General features: G+C 63.2%; 23 protein-coding genes. 11 read left to right on the plus strand and 12 right to left on the minus strand.

Annotated elements, in window-relative coordinates; all coding sequences use genetic code 11:
• Positions 1–80 precede the first annotated feature (80 nt).
• The 5 genes from D3791_RS05935 to D3791_RS05955 all read right to left on the minus strand — a co-directional run bounded on the left by D3791_RS05935 (position 81) and on the right by D3791_RS05955 (position 7,634).
• Positions 81–1,535 (minus strand): nucleobase:cation symporter-2 family protein, encoded by a 1,455-nt coding sequence (locus D3791_RS05935; protein WP_172511581.1) that lies wholly within the window; start codon positions 1,533–1,535, stop codon positions 81–83.
• 69 nt (positions 1,536–1,604) lie between these two features.
• Positions 1,605–3,926 carry an FdhF/YdeP family oxidoreductase gene (locus D3791_RS05940; RefSeq protein ID WP_172511582.1) on the minus strand — a complete coding sequence of 774 codons (2,322 nt, stop codon included), beginning with the start codon at positions 3,924–3,926 and terminating at the stop codon, positions 1,605–1,607.
• 57 nt (positions 3,927–3,983) lie between these two features.
• Entirely contained in the window at positions 3,984–4,811 is an 828-nt protein-coding gene (gene fdhD / locus D3791_RS05945; protein WP_172511583.1) for a formate dehydrogenase accessory sulfurtransferase FdhD, read from the minus strand.
• Between the two features lie 145 nt (positions 4,812–4,956).
• Positions 4,957–6,615, minus strand: coding sequence for a BCCT family transporter (locus tag D3791_RS05950; RefSeq protein ID WP_246242366.1), 1,659 nt, complete (start codon positions 6,613–6,615; stop codon positions 4,957–4,959).
• A 44-nt stretch (positions 6,616–6,659) separates the two neighbouring features.
• A complete protein-coding gene (locus D3791_RS05955) occupies positions 6,660–7,634 on the minus strand; it encodes a flavin reductase (protein ID WP_172511584.1) in 975 nt (324 codons plus the stop codon).
• A gap of 128 nt (positions 7,635–7,762) precedes the next feature.
• Between D3791_RS05955 and D3791_RS05960 the strand changes: the two genes are divergently transcribed.
• The 8 genes from D3791_RS05960 (at position 7,763) to D3791_RS05995 (ending at position 14,284) form a co-directional block, all read left to right on the plus strand.
• Positions 7,763–8,461, plus strand: coding sequence for a GntR family transcriptional regulator (locus D3791_RS05960; RefSeq protein ID WP_141356368.1), 699 nt, complete (start codon positions 7,763–7,765; stop codon positions 8,459–8,461).
• 31 nt (positions 8,462–8,492) lie between these two features.
• Complete coding sequence (locus D3791_RS05965) at positions 8,493–9,161, plus strand: amino acid synthesis family protein (protein WP_141356366.1); 669 nt, start codon at positions 8,493–8,495, stop codon at positions 9,159–9,161.
• Complete coding sequence (locus D3791_RS05970) at positions 9,158–9,709, plus strand: amino acid synthesis family protein (RefSeq protein ID WP_038993192.1); 552 nt, start codon at positions 9,158–9,160, stop codon at positions 9,707–9,709. Before D3791_RS05965 ends, D3791_RS05970 begins: the two co-directional genes overlap by 4 nt.
• Before the next feature lie 34 nt (positions 9,710–9,743).
• Entirely contained in the window at positions 9,744–10,496 is a 753-nt protein-coding gene (locus tag D3791_RS05975) for an alpha/beta fold hydrolase (RefSeq protein ID WP_172511585.1), read from the plus strand.
• Entirely contained in the window at positions 10,493–11,977 is a 1,485-nt protein-coding gene (locus tag D3791_RS05980) for an aldehyde dehydrogenase (protein WP_172511586.1), read from the plus strand. Before D3791_RS05975 ends, D3791_RS05980 begins: the two co-directional genes overlap by 4 nt.
• 13 nt (positions 11,978–11,990) lie before the next feature.
• Complete coding sequence (locus D3791_RS05985) at positions 11,991–12,197, plus strand: tautomerase family protein (protein WP_038993187.1); 207 nt, start codon at positions 11,991–11,993, stop codon at positions 12,195–12,197.
• Positions 12,198–12,227: 30 nt separating this feature from the next.
• Entirely contained in the window at positions 12,228–13,286 is a 1,059-nt protein-coding gene (locus D3791_RS05990; RefSeq protein WP_172511587.1) for an LLM class flavin-dependent oxidoreductase, read from the plus strand.
• Between the two features lie 191 nt (positions 13,287–13,477).
• On the plus strand, positions 13,478–14,284 hold the full coding sequence (locus D3791_RS05995; RefSeq protein WP_172511588.1) for a GNAT family N-acetyltransferase: 807 nt from the start codon (positions 13,478–13,480) through the stop codon (positions 14,282–14,284).
• A gap of 10 nt (positions 14,285–14,294) precedes the next feature.
• Here D3791_RS05995 and D3791_RS06000 read toward each other — a convergent pair whose 3' ends face one another.
• Entirely contained in the window at positions 14,295–15,065 is a 771-nt protein-coding gene (locus D3791_RS06000) for a VOC family protein (protein ID WP_172511589.1), read from the minus strand.
• Positions 15,066–15,256: 191 nt separating this feature from the next.
• Between D3791_RS06000 and D3791_RS06005 the strand changes: the two genes are divergently transcribed.
• On the plus strand, positions 15,257–16,816 hold the full coding sequence (locus tag D3791_RS06005; RefSeq protein ID WP_172511590.1) for a long-chain-fatty-acid--CoA ligase: 1,560 nt from the start codon (positions 15,257–15,259) through the stop codon (positions 16,814–16,816).
• Between the two features lie 6 nt (positions 16,817–16,822).
• Here D3791_RS06005 and D3791_RS06010 read toward each other — a convergent pair whose 3' ends face one another.
• Positions 16,823–17,617 carry an enoyl-CoA hydratase/isomerase family protein gene (locus D3791_RS06010; RefSeq protein WP_172511591.1) on the minus strand — a complete coding sequence of 265 codons (795 nt, stop codon included), beginning with the start codon at positions 17,615–17,617 and terminating at the stop codon, positions 16,823–16,825.
• A 119-nt stretch (positions 17,618–17,736) separates the two neighbouring features.
• Between D3791_RS06010 and D3791_RS06015 the strand changes: the two genes are divergently transcribed.
• A complete protein-coding gene (locus D3791_RS06015) occupies positions 17,737–18,237 on the plus strand; it encodes a DUF456 domain-containing protein (RefSeq protein WP_172511592.1) in 501 nt (166 codons plus the stop codon).
• Here D3791_RS06015 and D3791_RS06020 read toward each other — a convergent pair.
• Genes D3791_RS06020 through D3791_RS06035 form a run of 4 tightly spaced genes read right to left on the minus strand, consistent with a single transcriptional unit; the run spans position 18,234 to position 21,656 of the window.
• The gene (locus D3791_RS06020) at positions 18,234–18,839 is read right to left on the minus strand and encodes a response regulator transcription factor (RefSeq protein WP_172511593.1); all 606 of its coding nucleotides are present in this window, start codon (positions 18,837–18,839) and stop codon (positions 18,234–18,236) included. The two genes, D3791_RS06015 and D3791_RS06020, sit on opposite strands and share 4 nt — an antisense overlap.
• Positions 18,836–19,990, minus strand: a complete 1,155-nt coding sequence (locus tag D3791_RS06025) for a sensor histidine kinase (protein ID WP_172511594.1) — start codon at positions 19,988–19,990, stop codon at positions 18,836–18,838. The genes D3791_RS06020 and D3791_RS06025 overlap by 4 nt, the downstream gene beginning before the upstream one ends.
• Positions 19,987–20,742 (minus strand): ABC transporter permease, encoded by a 756-nt coding sequence (locus D3791_RS06030; protein WP_172511595.1) that lies wholly within the window; start codon positions 20,740–20,742, stop codon positions 19,987–19,989. Before D3791_RS06030 ends, D3791_RS06025 begins: the two co-directional genes overlap by 4 nt.
• Positions 20,739–21,656: an ABC transporter ATP-binding protein gene (locus tag D3791_RS06035; RefSeq protein ID WP_128469341.1), complete on the minus strand. Its 918-nt coding sequence runs from the start codon at positions 21,654–21,656 to the stop codon at positions 20,739–20,741. Before D3791_RS06035 ends, D3791_RS06030 begins: the two co-directional genes overlap by 4 nt.
• Positions 21,657–21,971: 315 nt before the next feature.
• On the opposite strand from D3791_RS06035, the gene D3791_RS06040 reads away from it, so the two are divergent.
• On the plus strand, positions 21,972–22,673 hold the full coding sequence (locus D3791_RS06040) for a DedA family protein (protein WP_022875582.1): 702 nt from the start codon (positions 21,972–21,974) through the stop codon (positions 22,671–22,673).
• A 2-nt stretch (positions 22,674–22,675) separates the two neighbouring features.
• Here D3791_RS06040 and D3791_RS06045 read toward each other — a convergent pair whose 3' ends face one another.
• Positions 22,676–23,032 (minus strand): DUF2695 domain-containing protein, encoded by a 357-nt coding sequence (locus tag D3791_RS06045; RefSeq protein ID WP_022875583.1) that lies wholly within the window; start codon positions 23,030–23,032, stop codon positions 22,676–22,678.
• Positions 23,033–23,111: the final 79 nt, after the last annotated feature.

A 23,111-nucleotide genomic window follows, 5' to 3' on the forward strand; every position in this document is an offset into this window, starting at 1 on the left:
ACGGATGATCAAGGCAGGAAAAGCGGTGTCGAGCGGGCGCAATCGAGGTTGTGGTGCTCGAATGCGCCCGCGGCCGGGAGCTAGCCTTGGGGCATCGGCCGATCCCCGGCTTGGCCCGGCTGTTCGGCAATGATCTGCACTTCCAGTCCCTGCTGGTCGTAGAGCTTGCCGTCAACGAGTCGATCGCCGTCTTCGAGGCCGGCCAGCTGGTACTTGTAGATGCTGCGCTGCGAGGTTTCCTTCTTGCCCCAGGACAGTTCGTTGAAGATGATGTTCAACAGCACGGCCATGATTGTCGCCGAGGAAATGCTCGACTGGAAGATGGTGCCGACCCAGGTGGGGAACGCGGCGTAGAAGTCGGGCTTGACCATCGGGATGCAGCCAAAGGCCAGCGAAGTCGCGATGATCAGCATGTTCATATTGTCATCCTTGGCCTTGGCCAGGGTGCGGATGCCCGCAGCTGCGACCGAGCCGAAGAGCACCACGCCGGCGCCGCCGAGCACCGGCTGCGGGATCGAAGCGATGACACGGCCGAGCACCGGCAGCAGGCCCAGGACCACCAGGATGCCGCCGCCGGCAGCGACGACGAAGCGGCTCTTGACCCCGGTGATCGCGACCAGTCCGACGTTCTGCGCGAAGGCCGACTGGGTGAAGGTGTTGAAGACCGGCGCCACCGTGGAGGAGAGCATATCGGCGCGCAGGCCGTTGGCGATGCGCCGGGCGTCGACCTTGGAGCCGGTGACTTCGGCAACCGCGAGCATGTCGGCGGTGGTTTCGGTGTAGGTCACCAGGATGACGATCATCATCGAGATGATGGCGCTGATCTCGAAGACCGGGGCGCCGAAGGCGAACGGGGTAGGCACCGCGAAGATGTCGCCGGTGAGCACCTGGGAGAAGTCGGTCATGCCCATGAAGACCGCCACGATCGTGCCCAGCACGATGGAGAGCAGGATCGACAGGCGAGAGAGGGCCGCGACGCCGGACTTGGACAGGGCCAGCAGGATCACCAGGGTGATGACCGCCAGGGTGATGTTCTTCATCGAGCCGTAGCTCTCGCCGGCCGCCGAGCCGCCCATGGCCCAATCCGCGGTGACCGGGAAGAGCGAGACGCCGATGATGGTGATGACCACGCCGGTGACCACCGGCGGAAAGAAGCGCAGGAGCTTGGCGAAGAACGGGGCGATCACGATGCCGATCGCGCCGGCGGCGAGCACCGCGCCGAACACCGCGGGCATGCCACCGCCGCCGTTCAGGATCGCGATCATGGTGGCCACTCCGGAGAAGGAAGTGCCCTGCACCAGCGGCAGCTGCGCGCCGAAGAACGGAACGCCCAGGGTTTGCAGGATGGTGGCCAGGCCGCCGATGAACAGGCAGCAGGCCACCAGCACGCCCATCTGCGCGGTGTCCATGCCGGCAGCCCCGCCCATGACCAGTGGCGGGGCGATGATGCCGCCGTACATGGTCAGCACGTGTTGGAAGCCGTAAGCCACCGTGCGGCCAGGGCTTAATCGTTCGTCTTCGGGTCTAGCACTCATGGTTTCCTCTTCGGTGGGGTTGCGGTTAATTCTGTCGCATCGCCGCCACCGAGGCCGGGAACCGGGGATTTATGAATCCAATGTTGCGCCCGGCTGTTGGGTATGCTCGACGAACCGCACCATCATGGCCTTGAAACCGGGGGTGTTGGATTCGCGGGCCACCAGGTCGCGGTGCACCAGCGCGTTGGCCTCCGGATAGTAGGCGGCCACGCAACCCTTTGCGGTCGGGTAGGAAACCAAGCGGAAGCGGTTGGCGCGGCGTTCGGTGCCGGCGAAGGTGGAGATCACGTCGACCAGATCGCGATCGGCAAAGCCGGTGGCCTCCAGGTCTTCCGGGTTGATCAGGATGACGCGGCGGCCGTCCTTGATGCCGCGGTAGCGGTCATCGAGCCCGTAGAAGGTGGTGTTGTACTGGTCGTGGCTGCGCATGGTCTGCAGGATCAGGTGGCCTTCGGGGGCTTCGAGCGCCTCGAAGTCCGAGACGGTGAAGCGGCCCTTGCCGATGTCGGTGGCGAAGGAGCGGGTATCGCGCGGCGGGTTGGGCAGCACAAAGCCGTTCTTGTCGCGCACACGTGCGTTGAAGTCCTCGAACCCGGGCAGCACCTTTTCGATGTGGTCGCGGATCGTATCGTAATCCTCGGCCATGGCACGCCAGTTGATCGGGTGGTCCTCGCCCAGGATCGCTTGGGCCATGCGGGCGACGATCACCGGTTCGGCCAGCAGGTGGTCGGAGACCGGGGTGAGCCGGCCGCGCGTGGATTTGATGACCGACATGGAGTCCTCCACCGACAGGAACTGCGCGCCGCCGGGGTGCTTGTCGTCCTTGTCGGTGCGGCCCAGGGTGGGCAGGATCAGCGAGGTCTTGCCATGCACCACATGCGAGCGGTTGGGCTTGGTGGAGATGTGCACGGTCAGCTTGGCCCGCTGCATGCCCGCCTCCAGCGCTTCGGTGTCCGAGTTGGCCAGCGCGAAGTTGCCGCCCATGGAGACGAATACGTCAACCTCGTCCTTTTCGAAGGCGTGCAGGGTTTCGGTGGAGTCGTAGCCGTGGGCGCGCGGGGAGCTGATGCCGAATTCCTGGTCGATCGCGGCCAGCAGCTTTTCGGTCGGCTTCTCCCAGATGCCCATGGTGCGATCACCCTGGACGTTGGAGTGTCCGCGCACCGGGCAGGCGCCAGCGCCTGGCTTGCCGAAGTTGCCCTGGAGCAGCAGCAGGTTGATGATTTCCTTCAGCGTCGGCACCGAGTGCGGCTGCTGGGTCAGCCCCAGCGCCCAGCAGATGATGCTCGCCTTGGAGGTGATCAGCAGCTGCGCGATCTCGGTGATCTGCTCCCGGCTCAGGCCGGTGGCCTTCTCGGTGGCCTCCCAGTCCAGGGTGGCGCGGGCTTCGCGGTAGGCGTCGAAACCGTCGGTGGCCTGGCTGATGAACTCGTGGTCCACCACGCTGCCCGGGTTCTTCGCCTCTTCCTCAAGCAACAGGTGGCCGAAGGCCTGGAAGAGGGCCAGGTCGCCGCCGACCTTGATCTGCAGGAAGTCGCTGGCCACCGGTTCGGCCTTGCCGAGCATGCCGCCCACGGTCTGCGGGTCCTTGAAGCCGAAGAAGCCGGCTTCCGGCAGCGGGTTGATCGCGACCACGCGGGCGCCGCGCTTGCGGGCGTCGGACAGGGCCGAAAGCATGCGGGGGTGGTTGGTGCCCGGGTTCTGGCCCACCACAAAAATCAGTTCGGTGTGCTCGAAGTCCTCCAGGGAGACGGTGCCCTTGCCGATGCCGATCGTCGGGTTCAGCGCGGTGCCCGAGGATTCGTGGCACATATTCGAGCAGTCCGGCAGGTTGTTGGTACCCAGCGAGCGGGCGAGCAGCTGGTACATGAACGCGGTCTCGTTGGCGGTGCGCCCGGAGGTGTAGAACACGCACTTATCCGCGGTGGTGGCGTGCACGTGGTCGGCGATGGTGGAGAAGGCGTCGGCCCAACTGATCGGCTGGTAGTGGCTTTCGCCCTCGTGGATGATCATCGGGGTGGTGATCCGCCCCTGGGAGCCCAGCCAGTATTCGGTTTTGTCCTTCAGGACCTCGATGGGGTGCTGGGCGAACCATTCGGGGGTGACGGTGCGGGCGCTGGCTTCTTCGGCAATGGCCTTGGCGCCGTTTTCGCAGAATTCGGCCGGCTTGCGGCGTTCGGTGATGGATTCGGGCCAGGCGCAGCCCGGGCAGTCGAAGCCATTGTGCTGGTTCACGCGCAGCATCGAGCGCAGGGTGCGGGCAGGGCCGGCCTGGCTGAAGCCGCGCTCCATGGAGACCATGACCGCTTTGAGGCCCGCGGCGGCATGGGCAGGTTCGCTGACTTTCAGATCATCCTCGTTGATGTCTTTTTTGGGTGCCGAACGATGCATGAGACCCTCCTGGTGGTAGCGCGGCCGGTGCTGATATCCAGCTCACATATTACAAGGCTACGCTGTGATCACCCGATGCGCATGTGTATAAATATTCACGCTGCGTCCGCGGGAGAACGCAGCGAGCGTCAGGCCTGATTCCTCGGCCAGATCCGCGGCCAGCGACGAGGGCGCGCTGACCGCCGCCAGCACCGGAATTCCGGCCATCGCGGCCTTCTGCACCAGCTCGAAGGAGGCGCGTCCGGAAACCTGCAGTACGGCGTCACCCAGCGGCAGCAACCCCTCGCGCAGGGCAGCCCCGATGACCTTGTCCACCGCATTATGACGCCCTACGTCCTCGCGCAGGATCAGCAGCTCCCCGGAGGCGGAGAACAACCCGGCCGCGTGCACTCCCCCGGTGGCGGAGAACAGCTGCTGCGATTCGCGCAGGGTGTCGGGCAGGCCCAGCAGGGTTTCCAGCTCCACCTGCCCGGCGTCCGGAGCCGGCGCGAAGGCGGCTTTCTTGCGCACCTCGTCGATGGAATTGGTCCCGCAGATCCCGCAGGCGGAACTGGTGACCACATTGCGGGCGGCCAGCAGATCGGGATGCTTTGCTCCCGGACCCAGCTGCACCTCGATGACGTTGTAGGTCTGGTTGCCCGCTTCGTCGGTGCCGGCGCAATAGCGCAGGGAAACCAGGTGCTCGGGGGCGGAAATGATGCCCTCGCCCACCAAGAAGCCGGTGACCATATCGAAGTCGTCGCCCGGCGTGCGCATGGAGGTGGTGTAGGAGGTGTGGCCGAAGCGGATCTCCAGCGGCTCCTCGCCGGCCAGCTTCTCCTCGCGCACGCGCGAGCCCTCCAGCGTTGCCCTGACGATGCGGCGGCGCGCGATCTTGCGGCCCATTAAACGCTCCTTGTGCTACTTCGTGCGGCTGGTACCGCTTGCTGCTTGAGCACACTCTACGTTTGCGGACCCCGGCTATGCCAGCCACCGTGACTGATTACGGCCACCTCCAAGGCTCAACCGGGGCTGCACGCCACTGTGCCGCCTAGTCTGCTGCGTTGCTGCTGCGAATTGGCGCTGCGGCTTCCAGCAAAGGTGCCGGCAGGCGCGTGTCGCAGCGCAACTCCTTCATCAGCGACATCCCCAGCAGCGTCACAATCGCTGTGAACGGCACCGCGGAGAGGATGGCCGCCTGTTGAAGCGCTTCGAGCCCACCCACGAGCAGCAGCACGATCGCGCAGACGCCGGTGAGCAGTCCCCAGACCACCAGGACCGGGCGCTTGGGGTACATGTTTCCGCCGGAGGTCAGCGTGCCCAGCACATAGGTATTGGAATCAGCACCGGTGATGAAGAACAGCACCACGAGGATTACCGTGAAGGCCGAGGTCACTTCTGGTATCGGCAACTCGGCCAGCATGGCGAAGAAAGTGCTGTTGGTGTCCTCCAGCGTCGCCTGGCCGATGCCGGAGCTGCCGTTCATCTCCTGGTGGATCGAGGTGCCGCCGAAGATGCTGAACCAGACGCTGAAGACCAGCGACGGGACACCCATGACCGCAAAAACGAACTCACGGATGGTCCGGCCCTTTGAGATGCGCGCCAGGAAGATGCCGACGAAAGCACCCCAGCTCAGCCACCAGGCCATCATGAAGTAGGTCCACCATTGCATCCACTGCAAGTCCTCCGCTCCCGAGGGCGTCAACAGCGCCACGGCCGGGAATTCGCCCAAGAACTGCCCCATGGAACGGAAATAGATGTTGGAGATGAATCCGGTGGGGCCGGATACCAGGACGAAGACGCCAATAGCGGCGGCACCGATCATCGTGCCCTGGCTGAGCCATTTGATGCCTTTGCCCACGCCGGAGAGCGCCGAGAGGGTGAAGACGATGGTCACGCCGGCGATGATCACGATCTTGACGAACAAATCCGTGGGAATCCCGATCAAGCTGTTCAGCCCCTCGGCGATCTGCGAAGCACCCAACCCCAGGGAAGTGGTCGTGCCGAAGAGCGTCGCAAGCACGGTGAACACGTCAATGATTTTCCCCAACCATCCGTCCATCGACTTTCCGAGGATAGGCCTGAGCATCACCGAGACGAGGCCCGAATTGCCCCGGCGGTGTGTCGAATAGGCAATGGCCAGGCCAAATACGCCGAACAGCGCCCAGGCATTTGGTCCCCAGTCGAAGTATGAGAATTGCAAGGCCAGAACTGCGGCATCCATGGTTTCCGGCTCGGCCCGGCCATGCGGCGGCACCATGAAGTGGCTCATCGGCTCAGCAGCCCCATAGCTGATCAGCCCGATGCCCATCACAGCACCGAGGATCATCGCGATCCATGCCCAAGTGGAGAATTCAGGCCGGTCCGCGTCCTTGCCCAGCCTGATGCCCCCGTAGCGCGAAAAGGCCAGGAACAGCATCAGCACGATGCAGCCGAGAGTCACCAGCAGGTAGCTCCAGCCAATGTACTGCGCCGACCAGCTGGACGCCCCGGACATCAGTGCATTGAGCCGCTCCGGTGCAAAAGCCGCCCACAGCACGAAGACCACGACCAGGGCCAGCGAAAGGAAGAGGACGCTGCCTGGGCGCTGGAGCTGCTTGTAGACCTGTTTCGCTTCGTTCTTGTCCGCAGCCCGGCGCAATTTGCCGCCGGTGAGCGTAGGCCCTCCGCGTGGCCCATTGCCCTGCATTTCGTTGGTTTCGGTTTTCATGGCTCTCACACTTCGTTGTTTTGGAGGATTCTGCCAGCGCCGGGCTACAGCGCGGTCAATTCGGCGCCGTCGTAGAACCGGCCGGCTTTGTAGACCATCGGCTCAAGCTGGGCGACCTCGGAATGCTTGACCTTGGCGATGAATACGGTATGGGTCTTGGCCTGGAAGCGCTCCTTGATTTCGGCTTCGATGGACGCGGCCGAACCGTCGATCAGCGGGCTGCCGTTCGGGCCTTGGTGCCATTCGAGGTTGGCGAACTTGTCATCGCCCTTGGCTGCGAACGTGCCCACGGTGTCGCGCTGTCCGTTGCTCATGATGTTGATGCCCAGATGGGTGGATTTGAACAGCGACGCATAGGTGCTGGTGGTCTTCTGCACGCAAACGAGCACCAGCGGCGGCTCCAGCGAAACGGACACGTAGGAATTCGCGGCAAGCCCGCGGGGCTTGCCCTGCTCGTCCATGGTGGTCACGACGGTCACGCCGGTAACGAACTGGCGGTTGAATCCCTTGAGTGCGTCGAGGTTCGGCACCCCGCTCAAATCATCCACGACCACGCCTTCGCCGGCAGGTTCGAATGCGGACTTGAGCGAAGGGACTCCCACATCTTCCAGCAGCTCGCTCTGGTCCCACGTCACCTGCTCGGAGATGATCTTTCCATCCTGGATCTTCATCAGGTTGGAACCACGGGTTTCCACGGTGTTGCCAGTAGCCGGCACTCCCTGCAGATCGTTGATGAAGGTCCCGGTGGTGTGCCAGAAAATCGCGATGGACTGCTCCTGCTCATCAACGAGCAGGTGGTCGATTCTTGTCACCAGATCCGGGAAAGCATCCCGAACGGACAGGATCTCCTGCTTCAGTTCGCCAATGGTGGCGACGTTCTTGGATTTCTTGCTGATTCTCCGGAAGTCCGCGTGGAAGATCTCGTCCAGGGCTTCGACCTGCCCTCGGTCCCAAGCCGCTTCCCAAGCATTGACGAGCGATTCCTTGACAGGCTGGAGTGAATTTACAATTTGTTGCATGCAAGAAATGCTAGCAAAGGTTGTGATGGAGTCAACACATTTCAAAAGATTCTCATTAATTTAGCGATTTCATGCCGATCGACTAAGTTTCTGTTGCATACAAGGGAATCTATGGATAGAGTTCTTGTATGCAAGAGAGTTCAATCGTGGAATCAAAAGCCAGAAGCAACCCGGAGACGCCGCTGCTCGGCAGGCTCCGTCAGATGATCGTCACCGGAGTTGTCCAACCCGGGGACCTATTGGCGGAGACTGCCCTCGCGCAAGATTTCGAGGTCAGCCGCACTCCGATCCGGGAAGCTTTGAAGCAGCTGGAGCGCGAGGGCTTGGTTGAGGTGCGAGCGCGGGTCGGAACTTTCGTCAGGAAGCCTACCCAGCGCGAAATCCACGAGATGTTTTCGCTCAAGGAAGCCTTTGAGGGATTGGCGGCTGGCTTGCTGGCCAGGCGCGGGGCCGTACCTGAACTGGACCAGCTCAAGGAAAACGTTGCACGCAGCCAGCAGGCCGTCGAACGCGGCGACGCCGAACTCTATTCGCAATTGGTCCATGAATTCCACAGCACCTTGGTAGCCGGAGCCGACAACAGGAAGCTATCCGAGCACTATGACCTGCTGATGAACCAGCTGGCCTACCATCGCATTGTTTCGCAGACGCTGAGCTTGCCCGGGCGCTTGCAGAATTCGAAGGACGAGCATCAGGCCATCATCGACGCCATCAGCTCCAAGGATCCATTGGCCGCAGAACTCGTGATGCGCAGGCATGTTGCAGCATCAAGCCAGTCGGCTGCCCTAGCAGCGATGAAAGAAGAAGACGAAGAACAACCGGGTTAGCCCCACAATAGCCTCGCAAAGGAATAACCAGATGAATTCTCCACTGGCCCAGCCGTCCCAGCTCATCGATTTGAGCAACAGATCAACGCTCGATGCCTACGAGGACTTGGCCCGGGCCATCGGCTTGCGCAAGATCTCGTGCACGGTGGAAGAACTTCCCCACCGCGAGCTGGGCGCCATCACCCGTGCGACGGCCACCGCTGTCATCCCTAATCCATGGCTGGGCACCGGAACGTCGCAGGACTTGTCCGAGCGGACCGAAGCCATCGCTCCTTTGCTGGCCAAGCTGCTCTCGGATCGTCTGCTCCAAGCCTTGGGCGGAGCCGAGAAGGTCGAAGCTTTCGGCAAGGCCGCTTTGGTGGGCAGCGATGGGGAACTGGAGCACGCCGGCGCGCTGATCCACACTCCTTTCTTCGGCAACCTGCTGCGCGAAGCTCTCGGTGGCACCTCGATCATCTGCTTTGTCGACGGCCGAGGCGTTCCCGGTGAGTCGCTCCGCGTACCGATGTGGCACAAGACCGCAGCGGCCACCCGAACCCACTACCAGACCCTGGAGCTGTCCTTGCCCGACGCCCCGCATGCCGGGGAGATCGCCGTGATCGCCGCGGCATCCACCGGACCGCGTCCGCACGCCCGCATCGGCGACCGCACCACCGACCAAGTCATCACCTCCGAAATCCTGAAGGGAATCCAACTATGAACTACCGCAAGCTTGTCACCATCGTCGAGGAAACCGCTTCCGAAGGCGGCCGTCCAGTCGAGCCGGCGGCCAAGGTGGTCATTGTGGCCGCTGTGTTCGACAACCCCTGGGCAGGCCAGGGCTTCGTGGAAGACCTGACCGAGGGCATCGACAAGGTGGCCTCGGATTTGGGCGCCCTGCTGGCACCCCGCGTAATCGAAGCGCTGGGCGCCCCGCTGGAAGCCTACGGCAAAGCAGCCATCGTGGGCCTGGACGGGGAAATCGAACATGGCTCGGCCCTGATCCACACCCTGAAATTCGGCAACCACTTCCGCGATGCGGCCAACGCCACCACCTTGCTGCCGGCCGTAGAAAAGCGCGGACCGGCCGGGGTGCAGTTCGACATCCCGCTCAAGCATTTCACCGATGCCACGATCCGTTCGCACCACCAGAGCGTCGAGGCCAGGATCGCCGATGCTCCGCATGCCGGCGAAATCCTGATCGCCTTGGCTGGTGCGACCCGCGGCCGGCCGCAGGAACGCCTGGCCCCGCTGTCCACCGAACAGTAGCAGGACGCATCAGCCGGAACGGAGCGAAGCACGCATGACAAGCACCAAGCAGCCAATGGTTGTCCTCCTGCATGGAGTCGGATTGGACCGGACCATGTGGAAGCCCCTGCGCGAGCAGCTGGGACGCGAATCGGTGGCACTGGATCTGCCAGGGCATGGTTTGCGCCCGCCCTTGCGCAGCGAGCAGAGCCTGGCGAGCCTGGCCTCCGATGTGCTCGAACGGATCGAATCCCGGGAGCCGGTGCACCTGGTTGGATTCTCCCTCGGGGCGCTGGTTGCCCAGCACCTTGCGCGCTTCGCTCCCGAGCGCGTGCTGACCTTGTCCGCGGTGAACTCCGTATGCCAGCGCACCAGCGAAGAGTCCGCAGCAGTGGAGGAACGCCTGGCTACCGCCGGCACGAACTTCTCCCAGGGAGTGGACCGGGCCATCGAACGGTGGTTCCCGGCCTCGTCCACCACCGTGGATCCGGAGTTCATCGAAGCTACGCGGCAAACCATGGCCGGCAACGATCTCGAATCCTATCTGCACGCCTACGCGGTCTTCGCCCGGGGCGACCGGGAGATTGCCGGCGAGCTCGGGGCGATCAAGCAGCCGACGCTGGCTATCACCGGCGAGCTGGATCCCGGCTCGACCCCGCAGATGTCCCACCGGCTGGTTGCCGCCGTACCGCAGGGGCGGCTGCGCATCATCCCCGGAGCACGGCACATGCTCCCGGTGGAGAATCCGCGGGCCTTGGCCGCGGAATTGAACAGTTTTTTCAGCGATAACGAAGGGAAACAGGCATGATCGAGCGTTACATGCATTTCATCAACGGCGAGCACGTCGCTCCCAGCGAAGATCGTTTCTTCACCAGCACCAACCCGGCGACTCTCGACGAGCTCTACGAGGCCGCCCGCGGCAATGCCGAAGATGTGGACCGTGCTGTCACGGCCGCCCATAAGGCCTTCACCGCCCCATCGTGGAGCACCTTGAGCGCCACCGCCCGCGGACACCTGCTACGCCGGTTGGGCGATCTGATCGGCGAGAATGCCGAGAAGCTGGCCCGCTACGAGTCCCTGGACAACGGCAAGCTGCTGCGCGAAATGCGCGGCCAGCTGGCCACGCTGCCCGAGTACCTCTACTACTATGCCGGGCTGGCGGACAAGGTTCAGGGCTCCCAGATCCCGAGCATGAACCCGGCGATCCTGAACTACACCCAGCGCGAGGCGCTGGGCGTGGTTGGCGCAATCACCCCGTGGAACTCGCCGCTGACCCTGACCACATCCAAGATCGCCCCGGCACTGGCCGCCGGCAACACCGTGGTGATCAAGCCCAGCGAATACACCTCGCGCACGGTGCTGCTGCTGGCCGAGCTGGCCGACCAGGCCGGATTCCCTCCGGGCGTCATCAACGTGGTCACCGGTTTCGGGGCCGAGGCTGGAGCCGCACTGGTGGCCCACCCGCTGCTGGCCAAGATCTCCTTCACCGGTTCCACTGCCACCGGCTCCTCGATCGCCGCCCAGGCGGCCAGCCGCTTCATCGGCTGCACACTGGAACTGGGCGGGAAGAGCCCGAATATCGTCTTCGACGATGCCAACGTCGCCAACGCGGCCATGGGCGTGGTGGCAGGCATCTACGCCGCGGCCGGCCAAACCTGCATTGCCGGCAGCCGGGTGTTCGCCCACAAATCGGTCTACGACGAGCTGCTGGAACGTGTCACCGAACGTGCCAAGTCCATCGTCATCGGCGACCCGCTGGCGGATTCCACCGAGCTGGGCCCGCTGGCCTTCGCCGACCAGCTGGAGAAGGTCGCTTCCTACGTGAAGATCGGCGCAGACGAGGGTGCCAAGGTGCTGGCCGGCGGTGCCCGCCCCGAAGGCTTGGATCTTCCGGGCTACTATTTCTCCCCCACCGTGCTCACCGACGTGAATAACGACATGCGCGTGGTCCGCGAGGAGATCTTCGGTCCGGTGGCAGCGATCATGCCTTTCGAGCACGAAGACGAACTGCTGTCGATGGCCAACGACACCGACTACGGGCTGGCCGCTGGCGTATGGACGCAGAACCTGGCCCGCGCCCACCGCATGGCCCGCAAGCTGGATGCCGGCACGATCTGGGTGAACACCTACCGGGCGATGTCCCCGATGTCCCCGCGCCAGGGATTCAAGAACTCGGGCGTCGGCATCGAGCACGGCATCGAATCCATGAACGAATACACCCGTCTCAAGAGCGTATGGATCAACACCGACGAATCCCCCGTCGCGGATCCGTTTGTGATGCGCGGATAAGGGAGGGGCTCCCATGCCATTGATTGATGTTTCCATCGCCAAGGGCCGCAGCCCGCAGCAATTGCGCGCCTTGATCTCCGCACTGCACCAAGCGGCCGAAAACACCGTGGATGCCGCACCAGAGAACATCACGGTCATCGTGCGGGAAATCGAGCACGAACACTGGTCCCGGACCAACCAAACCATCGCCGAACGCAATAACAGCCAGGCATCTGCCTAAGGGCAGCAGAGCACCGAAAGAAGGATAGGCATGCGCTTTTCACTGTTCATCCACATGGAACGCTATGACGACTCGATCAGCCACGCACAGCATTTCGAGAATCTCGTCGAGCTGACGCAAATGGCCGAAGCCGGCGGCTTCTCCACCGTCTGGATCGGCGAGCACCACTCCATGGAGTACACCGTCTCGCCGAACCCGATCCCGCAGCTGGCATACCTGGCTGCCCGGACCTCCACCATCCGGCTCGGAGCCGGCACCATCATCGCTCCCTTCTGGAACCCGATCCGTGCAGCCGGCGAACTCGCGCTGCTCGACGTCATCAGCAATGGCCGTGCCGAACTGGGCGTGGCACGCGGAGCCTACCAGTTCGAGTTCGATCGCATGACCGATGGCATGAAGGCCACTGACGGCGGAGCCTCCATGCAGGAACTCATCCCGGCAGTCAAGAAGCTGTGGGAGGGAGACTACGCCCACGACGGTGAGGTCTGGCAGTTCCCGACCTCCACCTCGGTCCCGAAGCCCGCGCAGAAGCAGATCCCGGTCTGGGTTGCGGCCCGCAGCCCCGAGTCGCACGACTACGCTGTGGCCAACGGGTGCCATGTCATGGTGACCCCGCTGATGAAGGGCGACGAAGAAGTCGAGTCATTGGTCGAGAAGTACGAGACGGCCATCGCAGCCCACCCCGAGGTGCAGCAGCGCCCCGACATCATGGTGCTTCGCCACACGTACCTGCACTCCGCCGACGAGCCGGAGGCCTGGCGCCCGGCGGCCGAAGGCATCAACAAGTTCTACCGCACCTTCGATGCTGTCTTCGGCAACAAGGTGGATCCGGTCAACGGATTCATCGATCCGAGCCCCGAGGAGAAGTTCGCCGGACGCGAGGAATTCACGCCCGAGTCCCTGCATCGCACCGCGATGATCGGCACTCCGGACGTGGTTATCGAGCGCCTTCGCCACTATGAGGAGCTGGGCGTCAGCGAATACAGCTTCTGGAGCGACAACGCACTGAGCCATGAGGAGAAGAAGCGCTCGCTGCAGCTGTTCATCAACGAAGTCGTGCCGCATTTCGCGAAGCAGCCAGCGCTGTAACGACCCAAGGCCGCCGTGCATCCGGTTCTCCGGTGCCGGCGGCCTTCGCCGTCAAGCTCCAGATCCTTGGTTGCTCGGAGGAGCTCGACTTGCGAAACATTTCATGGGCCCGACTGTTGCTTTCCTCCCCACCAGTGGCACCGTTGGCCAGAGGAGGCAAAGTGGAGGGGCAGCGGCCGTAAACTATGCAGATGGATACCGATCGCGATCGCCTCCTCAGGCTCTACGACGAGCAGCTGCGCACCGATGCCGAGACTCCGGGCGCCCAGTCCATCACCCGGCTCGGTCCGCTGCGCCTGGCCACCTACGCCCATGGGCGCGGTTTCATCACCTATCCGCATTTCAACGGAAAAGAACCGCAAACCTTGGCCCAGCTGGCTGGAGCAGCACTGGAGCATTTCGCGGCGCAGCCGCAGATCACCGAGGTGGAATTCAAGACCCGCGGACACGACCATGCACCCGGGCTGGCCGAGCGCTTGCAAGCATTGGGATTCAATGCCGAGGAGAGCGAATCAATCATGATCGGACCGCTGCAGGCATTGCCCAGTGGCGACCCCGGTCCGGCTAGGCTGGAATTGCGGCGTGTGAGCGCTGCAGAAGAAATTGAGGAAATGTGCCGCATGGTCGACCAAGCCTTCGGCGAACCCTACGACCCAGCCACCACCCAAGCCCTGATTTCACGCATGGGACGCAATGACGGCATGGAGCTGTGGGTCGCCTGGCTGGAGGGGCGAATGGCGGGTGCGGGCCGTCTGGAGCCGGTGGCCGGCACCGAATTCGCAGGCCTCTGGGGAGGCGGCGTGCTGCCTGAATACCGCGGACGAGGTGTCTACCGGGCCCTGGTTGGTGCCCGGGCACGCAGCGCGATCGCCATGGGCCGCAAGTACGTGCACAGCGACAGCACGGAGTATTCCCGTCCGATCCTTGAACGCCAGGGCCTGGTGAAGGTTTCCACCACGACCCCTTACATTTGGAAGCGCGCGGCAACCGGAAGCTAGCCGCTTCCAGCTAGCTTTTCGACGGGGAGATGATCGCGAATTCGGCTCCGGTGACATCGCCGAGCACTGCCATGCGGCCGAAATAGGAGTCATGGGGTTCATGGATGACCGTGCCGCCGAGCTTCTCGGCAAGCGCCACGGTTTCATCGGTGTCCGCCACCGCGAAGTAGGCGCGCCAGCCGGACTTGGAGTCCGGATAGCCGGAGATGTCGAAGATGCCCGCCACCGCCTCGGGCCCTTGGCCATAGGTGTGGTAGCGGAACTCGTCCGTGTCCGAGACCGGGGACAAGTTCCAGCCCAGGGCCTCGCGGTAGAAGCGGGCCACCGTCTCGAAGTGCTTGGTGTGCAGTTCATTCCAGATCCGTGTGCCCGGTGCACGGCTCGTGGCCGTTCCCGCTGGCGCGAAGGCTTGGAAGAGTCCCACGCCGGTGCCGGCTGGATCCCCGATGATGGCCATGGTTCCCTGTCCGGGAACCTCGATGGGCTTGAGATAGACCTTGCCGCCGTGCAGCTTGGTGGCGTAGGCGGCAGCGTGCACATCGGTGACATTCAGGTAGGTGGTCCAGCAGTCCGGAACCTCGGAGTCCGGGTCATTGGCAATGAAGTCGGTGACCATCGACCCGTTGAGATAGACCTCGGCATATCCTTCGTCCGTGTCTTGCGCGTTCCGGCGCATTTCCCATCCGAATAGCTGCGCATAGAACTGGGCGGAGCCTTCCATGTCGCTGGTGAGCAGATCGACCCAGCAGGGTTCGGCTCGTGGATCCCTTGGTGCCGGCATCGCTTCCCCATTCCACAATACATCCAGCTCGCTTGGCCTGAGTCTATGTCCTTTTCGTCCAGATCAGCAACGGAAAATTTGCTGCCACCCAAGATATTACGGAACTGGATGCCTTGCGATGAACCGCGGTTTCATTATGTTTTAATGTGACACAGGGCACATAGCATTGTAAGTTCACCGAGGAGTTCACCATGAGCGTTCCCACGTCCAATCTCACAGTTTCAGTAGCAGCAATCCTCGCAGAAGGGGCCACCCGCTACGGCGAACTGAACGCCATCACCGTCGATGGCCACAGCACAACTTATAGGCAGCTATGGGACGAGACGCGGAACTATGCCGGGGCGTTGCAGGCCCATGGCATCACGGCGGGTGATCGGGTGGCTCTGCTCATCCCCAATGTCGAGGACTTCGCCCGCGCCTACTACGCGGTTCTGGCCCTGGGTGCCGTGGTGGTGCCGGTGCACGCACTGCTCAAGGCCCGCGAAATCTCCTACATCTTGGAGGACTCCGAGGCTAAGCTGATGATCTGCGCCGCGCCGCTGCTCGCCGAGGGTGCTGCCGGAGCCACCGCTTCAGGCGTCCCGGTGCTCAGCGTGCTGGCGCCAGAAGACTCGGGCACCGACCGGCTCGAAGACCTGGCACGGGCGGCTACGCCGATTGCCACCTACCTGCCGCGGCGCCCGGAGGACCTGGCCACGATCCTGTATACCTCGGGCACCACCGGCAAGCCCAAGGGTGCGCTGGGCACGCACCTTGCCTTGATTGAGCAGACCCACACCACGCTGCTGAACACCATGGATTTGCGCCGCGGCGACAGGCTCTTCGGCGGGCTGCCGCTCTTCCACACCTTCGGCCAGACCTGCGTGCTCAATACCGGGCTGCGGGTGGGCGCCGAGCTGATGCTGCTGCCCAAGTTCACCGCCGAAGGCGCCCTGGAGCTGCTGCTGGACGCGGGCATCGATGTCTTCTTCGGGGTGCCGACCATGTATGTGGCCCTGCTCGAAGCGGGCAAGCACCGCACACAGACGCCCCAGAAGCTGCGCTACGCCATTTCCGGCGGAGCGTCGCTTCCGGTATCCATCCTGACCGCCTTCGAGCAGCGCTTCGGCGCGCGGATCCACGAAGGCTACGGGCTGACCGAGACCTCTCCGGTGGCCTGCTTCAACCATGTGGGCGTCGAACCGCGGCCCGGCACCGTCGGCACCCCGGTCTGGGGAGTGGATGTGGAAATCGCGGACCCGGCCAGCCCGGAGAAGATCCAGCTGCTGCCGCGCGGCGAGCTGGGCGAACTGGTGGTCCGCGGGCATAACCTGTTCTCCGGCTACCTGAACCGGCCCGAGGCCACGGCCGAAGCGGTGGTCGATGGCTGGTTCCGCACCGGGGACCTGGGCACGAAGGACGAGGATGGCTACCTGCGCATCCTGGACCGTACCAAGGACATGATCCTGCGCAACGGCTACAACGTGTACCCGCGCGAAATCGAGGAGGTGCTGGTGTCCCATCCGGAGATTTCCAATGCCGCAGTATACGGGGTGCCGCATGAAACCCACGGGCAGGAGATCGCCGCTTCGGTGACCCTGGAGGCAGGCTCCACACTAGGCGCGCAGGATCTGGTGGCGTGGGCCAGCGAGCAGATGGCCGCGTACAAGTACCCGCGGCTGATCGAGATCGTCACCGAGTTCCCGCTGGGTCCCAGCGGGAAAATCCTCAAGCGCGAACTGGTCGCGCAATTCACCGCCGAGCAGCGCTAGCTGGCACTATTTGCGCAGCCCGCTGTAGTCCGGGGTACGGCGTGCCAGGAACGCGGATCTGCCTTCGGCCAGGTCCGCGTTCGCCCCGTTCTCTTCCCACAGCGTTTCCCACCAGCTGTCGGTGGGTTCCCCAGCGCTCACCAGGTTGATCGCTTCCTTGGTGCGCGAAATGGAATACGGCGAGTTCGCCGCCAGCTGGCCCAGCAAGGCGTCCAGCTGCTCTTCGAGCTGCCCATGGGAAACCACCTTGGTGAACATGCCCCAGCGTTCGGCTTCGGCAATGGACACCTCCGCTCCGGAGAGCAGCAGGTACTTGGCCCGGTGCTCCCCCACGGCATGCACCAGCCGCTCGATGCCCGGGCGCGGGAACACCAAGCCGATTCTTGCCGGGGTGATCGCGATGCGCACATTATCCGAGGCCAGCTGGATGTCGCAGGCCGAAGCCAGCTGCCAGGCACCGCCGAAGCAATTGCCTTCCACCACCGCAATGGTCGGCTTCGGACAGCCCACGATGATCTTGTCGAGCAGATCGAAGTGGTTGATCAGTTCCCCCTCCTCATCCCGGTCGAAGAGCACTTGGTCCATTTCATCGATGGCAATCCCGGCGCAGAAGTTCCCTCCGGCACCGCGCACCACAATGGAAGCGACCTCGTCATTGGTCGCCAGGCCGGCAAAGGCGCCCACCAGCTGCAGGCACATGTCCTTGGTGAGCGCATTGAACTGGCCCGGATTCTCCAACCGCACCACTGCGGTGGACCCGGTAATCCCTACGCTGACCCGTGCATTATTGTCCCTGCCCATCAGGATCCTCCCCGATTCATCATGCGTCTCTGGCAATCTATCGCGAATCGGCCAGCTTGCGGAACCTCTCCACGCGCCGCTGGGCTCTAAGCAGGTGGCACCTGTGCGAAACTGGGCGTGTGGATGCACAGATTATTTACACCATCATCGCCGGACTGCTGCTCGTCGTCTCCGCGTTGGGCACCATTTTCCCGGTGCTGCCAGGTTCGCTGCTGACCATCGGCACGCTCCTGGCCTGGGGCTGGCTGCTGGGATCCGGCGCATCCTGGTGGGCGGCCGGACTGGGCATGGCGATTGCCCTGCTGGGCTGGTCGGCCTCAGCAATCCTGACCGGCAAGAAGCTCAAGGAGCATCAGATCCCCAAGGGATCCATCCTCTTCGCCGTTGTCGGCGCCATCGCCGGCGCGTTCATCATCCCGGTTGTCGGCATGTTCATCGGCTTCGCGGTGGGCCTGTTCGCCGGTGAAAGCGTGCGCCGCCGCGAGGTCTCCGGGGCGTTGGGCTCATCCTGGGCTGCGCTGAAGGCCATGGGCCTGGGCATCGTGGTGGAGTTCGGTTGCGTGCTGCTGGCGTCCTCCATCTGGGTCATCGGCATGATCATGCACTTCGTGATGCGCTAGATCCAGCCCATCTCCCTGGCATAGCGCGCGGCCTCGATGCGATTAGCTGTGCTGGTCTTGCCGATCGCATTGGACAGGTGGTTGCGCACTGTACCCACCGACAGGTGCACCGTCGAGGCGATCTGCGAGACCGGCGCACCGGACGCGGCCAAGGCCAGGATCTCGCGTTCGCGCCCGGTTAGCGGGTTGCTGCGGCTCTCCACGCTGAGCATCGCACGCTGCGGATCCACCACCTTGTCCCCGCAATAGACCCTGCGGATGGCGGCAATCAGCTCGGCAGGCGGAGAATCCTTGACCAGGAAACCATGAGCTCCGGCTTCGAAAGCCTGGCGGAAGTACCCGGGACGGTCAAAGGTGGTCAGGATCAGCACCTTCACCTCGGGGTGGCTGTCCTTCAGTTCTGCCGCGGTGCTCAGCCCGTCTTGCCGGGGCATCTGCACATCCAGCAATGCAATATCGGCCCGATGCGCATCCAGCGCCGCGGCAACTTCGTCTCCGTCGGCGCATTGCGCAACGACCTCGATGTCCTCTTCGAGGTTCAGCAAGGCTGCCAGCGCGCCGCGCACCAGATGCTGGTCATCGGCAATGAGTATCCGGATCATCGGGCGTTCCCGTCTGCCGCAAAGGCTACCTGCACGCTGGTTCCGCCCAGCCGCGAGGCCCCCACCGTGCAGCTGGCGCCGAACTGCTTGGCACGCTCCTGCATTCCGCGGATCCCGTGGCCGGGCGTGCTGGCCTGCAGCCCGTCGCCGTCATCTTCAATGCTGACGTGTCCGGATTCCAGCTGCAGCACGATCCTGCTGGCGTGCGCATGGCGCAGTACATTGGTGACCGCTTCGCGCAGGATCCATGCCACATGCGAACGCAGCTGCATCGGGACCTGCTCGGCGGATCCGGCCACCGTGAATTCGAGGTTGTTGTCGTTGCAGGCCTTCCGCAGCTCAGCCAATTCCGCGGCCAGGTCCTGGCGGCTAAGCCCCTGCACCGTGGTGCGCACGGAGTCCAGCGCATCGACGGCCAAGGCGCTGAGCTGTTCCAGTTCGCCGCGGGCCCGGGCGTACTGCTCCTGGTCCAGCAGGCGCAGGGCCAGCTGCGCCTTCAGGTTCAATGCGGTGAGCGAATGGCCGATCCCATCATGCACGTCCCGGGCAACGCGTTCCTGTTCGGCGACCAGTAGGTAATCGCTGCGCATCTTTTCGGCTTCGGTCGAGCGCCGGATGGCCGCCACGGTGATCGCATATACCACCATCAGCACGAGGTTCAGGCCGATCAGGAAGATCGCGTCCATGAACTGGCCGTAGATGATTGGCAACGCGAAGCTGAGCACCAGCACCGCCGAGTAGGCCGCGATGGCCCACCTCCTGCCCAGCAGGAAGATCGCGAAGGAGGTGATGAAAGGGAAAAGCCCCATGGTGGTCAACCCGACGACCGGGATGCCCAGCACAATAATCGCGCAGAGCACCAGGAAGTTCACGTGCGCCCGGCGAGCACTGGTTCCGCCCTGCCCGATCTTCGAGGAGAATTTCGAATAGGACTGCAAATACACGGTGGCGAAGAGGGCAATCAGCGCCAAGCCGATGATCCGGGTGGGCAGCGAATAGTCCTCGACGAGCAGGTCCAGCACCGGGAAGACCAGGAAGATCACCCAGACCCCGGCCACCAGCCAGCCTCGGCGATCCCAGAATTTCTGGTCTTCGTCGAGGCCGCAGAGCGGATCGTCCACCGGCGCGGAGCCAGGCTGGCGTGGGCTCACTGGCGCGCCTTGGCCTTGCGGGTGGCGAGAACCGCGAAGAGAACGAAGATGAGTGCCCATGCCACTAGATTAGCGGTTGGGACCCACAACGCATCCGGTGCCATATCGACCCCGGCAGGCATGTCCTTGAGCAATGGGTAGCGGGCCAGCGCGACGTAGCCATACATCGGGGTGAAGCGGGCCGCGTCGAGCATGCCTCCTTCCAGAGGCATGAACACGTTGCCGAAGAAGGCGAAGAACACCATCAGTCCCGAGGCCAGGCCCAGGGCCGATTCGGATTTGAACACCATGCCCACCCCGATCCCGTAGCAGGCGAAGATCATGGCACCGAGCAGGATGATCAGGTAGCTCGCGACCCAGATCCAGCCTTCTTGCGCTTCGGCTCCGGTAGCGGCGCCCAGGGCGAAGACTAGCGCTGCCGAGGCGCCGGCAACGGTGGCCGCGACTATCATCTTGCTGCTGACGAACATGCTCGGCGGCATTTTTGTCAGCGAAATTTGCCGGCCCCACCCCTGCATGGTCTCGGTGGCCACGGTGCCAGCGATGGCCACGGTGCTGACTGCCGCTCCGTAGGCCGCCATGGAAATCATCAGATAGAACTTCACGTTGCCGGCGCCGAGCTCGAACTCGGTGTAGCTGGGGATGCTGCCGAACAGGATGTACATTGCCGCAGGCAGCAGCAGGGCGAAGATCAGGTTGTATCCGTCGCGGAAGTGCCGCGCGAATTCCACGCGGATGTAGGTGCTCATCATGATGGGTCCTTGGTCAGTTGGATGAAGGCGTCTTCGAGGCTCGGGGAGGAAATTTCCAGGTCGTAGCCTTGGTACTCGGTCAGGAGGGCGGCTGCGAAGCTGTCGGAGTCGGAGCTGCGGAAGGCGAAGCGCAAGCCATTGCGTTCAGCCACCTGCACCGAATCGCTGGAGGCGGCGGCTCGTTCGGCATGCTCGGCCGAGGGGAAGGAAGCGCTGACGGTGCGTCCGGAGATGAGCTTGCGCAGATCCTCGGTGGCGCCGTCGGCGACGATGAGCCCGTGGTTCATCAGCACGGTGCGTTCTGCGAAGTTCTGCGCTTCTTCCAAATAGTGCGTGGCGAAGATGACGGTGCGTCCTTCGGTGGCTTCGACGCGCATTGCGGCCCAGAAATCCCGGCGGGCCATCACGTCCATCCCTGCAGTAGGCTCATCGAGGATCAGCACATCCGGATCCGGCAGCAACGCCAACGCGAACTTGATGCGCTGCTGCTCGCCGCCCGAGCATTTGCCCACGCGCCGCTTGGCGATCTTGTCCAGTCCGGTGCGTTCCATGACCTCACCAATGCGATCTGCCTGCTCATGCATGTGGGCGATGACCGACACCGTTTCCTTGACGGTCATGTCGCGCAGCAGCCCGCCGGTTTGCAGCACTGCCGAGACCCTGCCAGCCAGGACCGCCTGGCGCGGGTCCAAGCCGAGGATTTGAGCCGATCCCTCGGTGGGCTGGGTCAGGCCGAGGATCATGTCCACGGTTGTAGTCTTGCCGGCTCCGTTGGGCCCCAAGAAGGCCACGATCTGACCGGTCTGGATCTGCAGGTCGATGCCCTTGACGGCTTCGACCTTGCTGCGCGGCGTTGAGAAGGTCTTCTTCAAGCCGCTGAGCGAAACTGCATTGGTTTTAGTCAGCGTTTCCATGACTCCCAGTTTTCTCCGTTTGCCAGGTAGGCAGAAGAGCAGAAAGTCATGGGTTGCCCATGACCGTTGTCATGGACCAATACCAGTTGCTCGACGCATCTATGCTGATCATTGCTTGAAAACCTGCTGTGAGCTTGGCAACTCGCCGCTGGGCGATGCGCCTTCGCCTCGGTATGCAAGCCCTGGGAAATGCCATGATCCTCCGGGTCAACGACCAAATTGGAAATTTCCGCCCTTGTGGTCGGGTTATCCCCCATCAGGCTTTACGGATTCCTCTCTGGGAAACTCACAGCGTATTCCCGTAGGATTTTTCCTGTGCTAGATCATTCTTCTTTTCTTTCCTTCGTGACGGATTATGCGTCGCCGACCATTGGCGCGGCCTTTCTGCCAGACTGGTTGAACCCTGCCGTCTTCCTGAATAACCCGGACCTCGGCCCATGGGTACTGTTGCTGGTGTGCGCCATTGTCTTCGCTGAGACCGGTTTGCTGGTGGGATTCTTCCTACCCGGCGATTCGATGCTCTTCACCGTCGGCATGCTCATCGCCACCGGCACTATCCATATCCCGCTGTGGCTTTTCTGCGCCGCGATCTTCGTCTGCGCCTTCGCCGGCGACCAAACCGGCTACCTGATCGGCAGGAAGTCCGGACCGGCCATCTTCAACAAGCCGGATTCGCGCTTCTTCTCGCAAAAGAATGTTGAACGCGCCCACGAATTCTTCGAGAAGTTCGGTGGCCGCGCAGTGATCCTGGCACGCTTTGTCCCTGTGGTTCGCACCTTCGTCCCGGTCATCGCCGGCGTGGCCAAGATGGACCACAAGACCTTCATCAGCTTCAACCTGATCGGCGCCGCCCTCTGGGGCATCGGCGTCACCCTGCTGGGTTACTGGCTGGGACAGTTCACCTGGATCGAAGAGAATATCGACATCATCTTCATCCTGATCGTGCTCATCTCGGTGATCCCGATCGGCATCGAACTGCTCAAGGCCCGCAAGCCGAATAAGAAGATCGAAGACTAGTTTCAAGCACTTCGGCGGCCGAAACGACCGCCGCCCCACTGTACGCCGCGGCGCATCAACCAATTTTCGCAAGGTTGGATGGTGCCGCGGCGTACTCCTTTGCAGAGAAGATCCTCGCCTGCATCGATCAGGCGCATCACCTCGGTGGTGGCCGGGCGCACCACATTGAGCAGGACTTCGCAGTCGCAGTATCCGCCGAGCACCCGGACTTTCTTCTCCAGCGCGCTGGCTCGCGGTGCGCATTCATCACGATAGAAGCCCAGCATCCGCAGGCTCCCGTCGCAGGCCACATCCGAGGCCACCCGATAGAGGTAGCACGGAAGGCATTCGTGGATCACAGGCCTGGGCAATTCGGACATCAGAACTCCTTAGTGCGGTAGTGGCGAGGGCGGTGCCTTCACCGCTCTCGCCACTACTGTCCGCTGATGCTCGTCCTGT

The organism is Glutamicibacter mishrai (genome assembly GCF_012221945.1).
Classification (GTDB): Bacteria; Actinomycetota; Actinomycetes; order Actinomycetales; family Micrococcaceae; genus Glutamicibacter; species Glutamicibacter mishrai.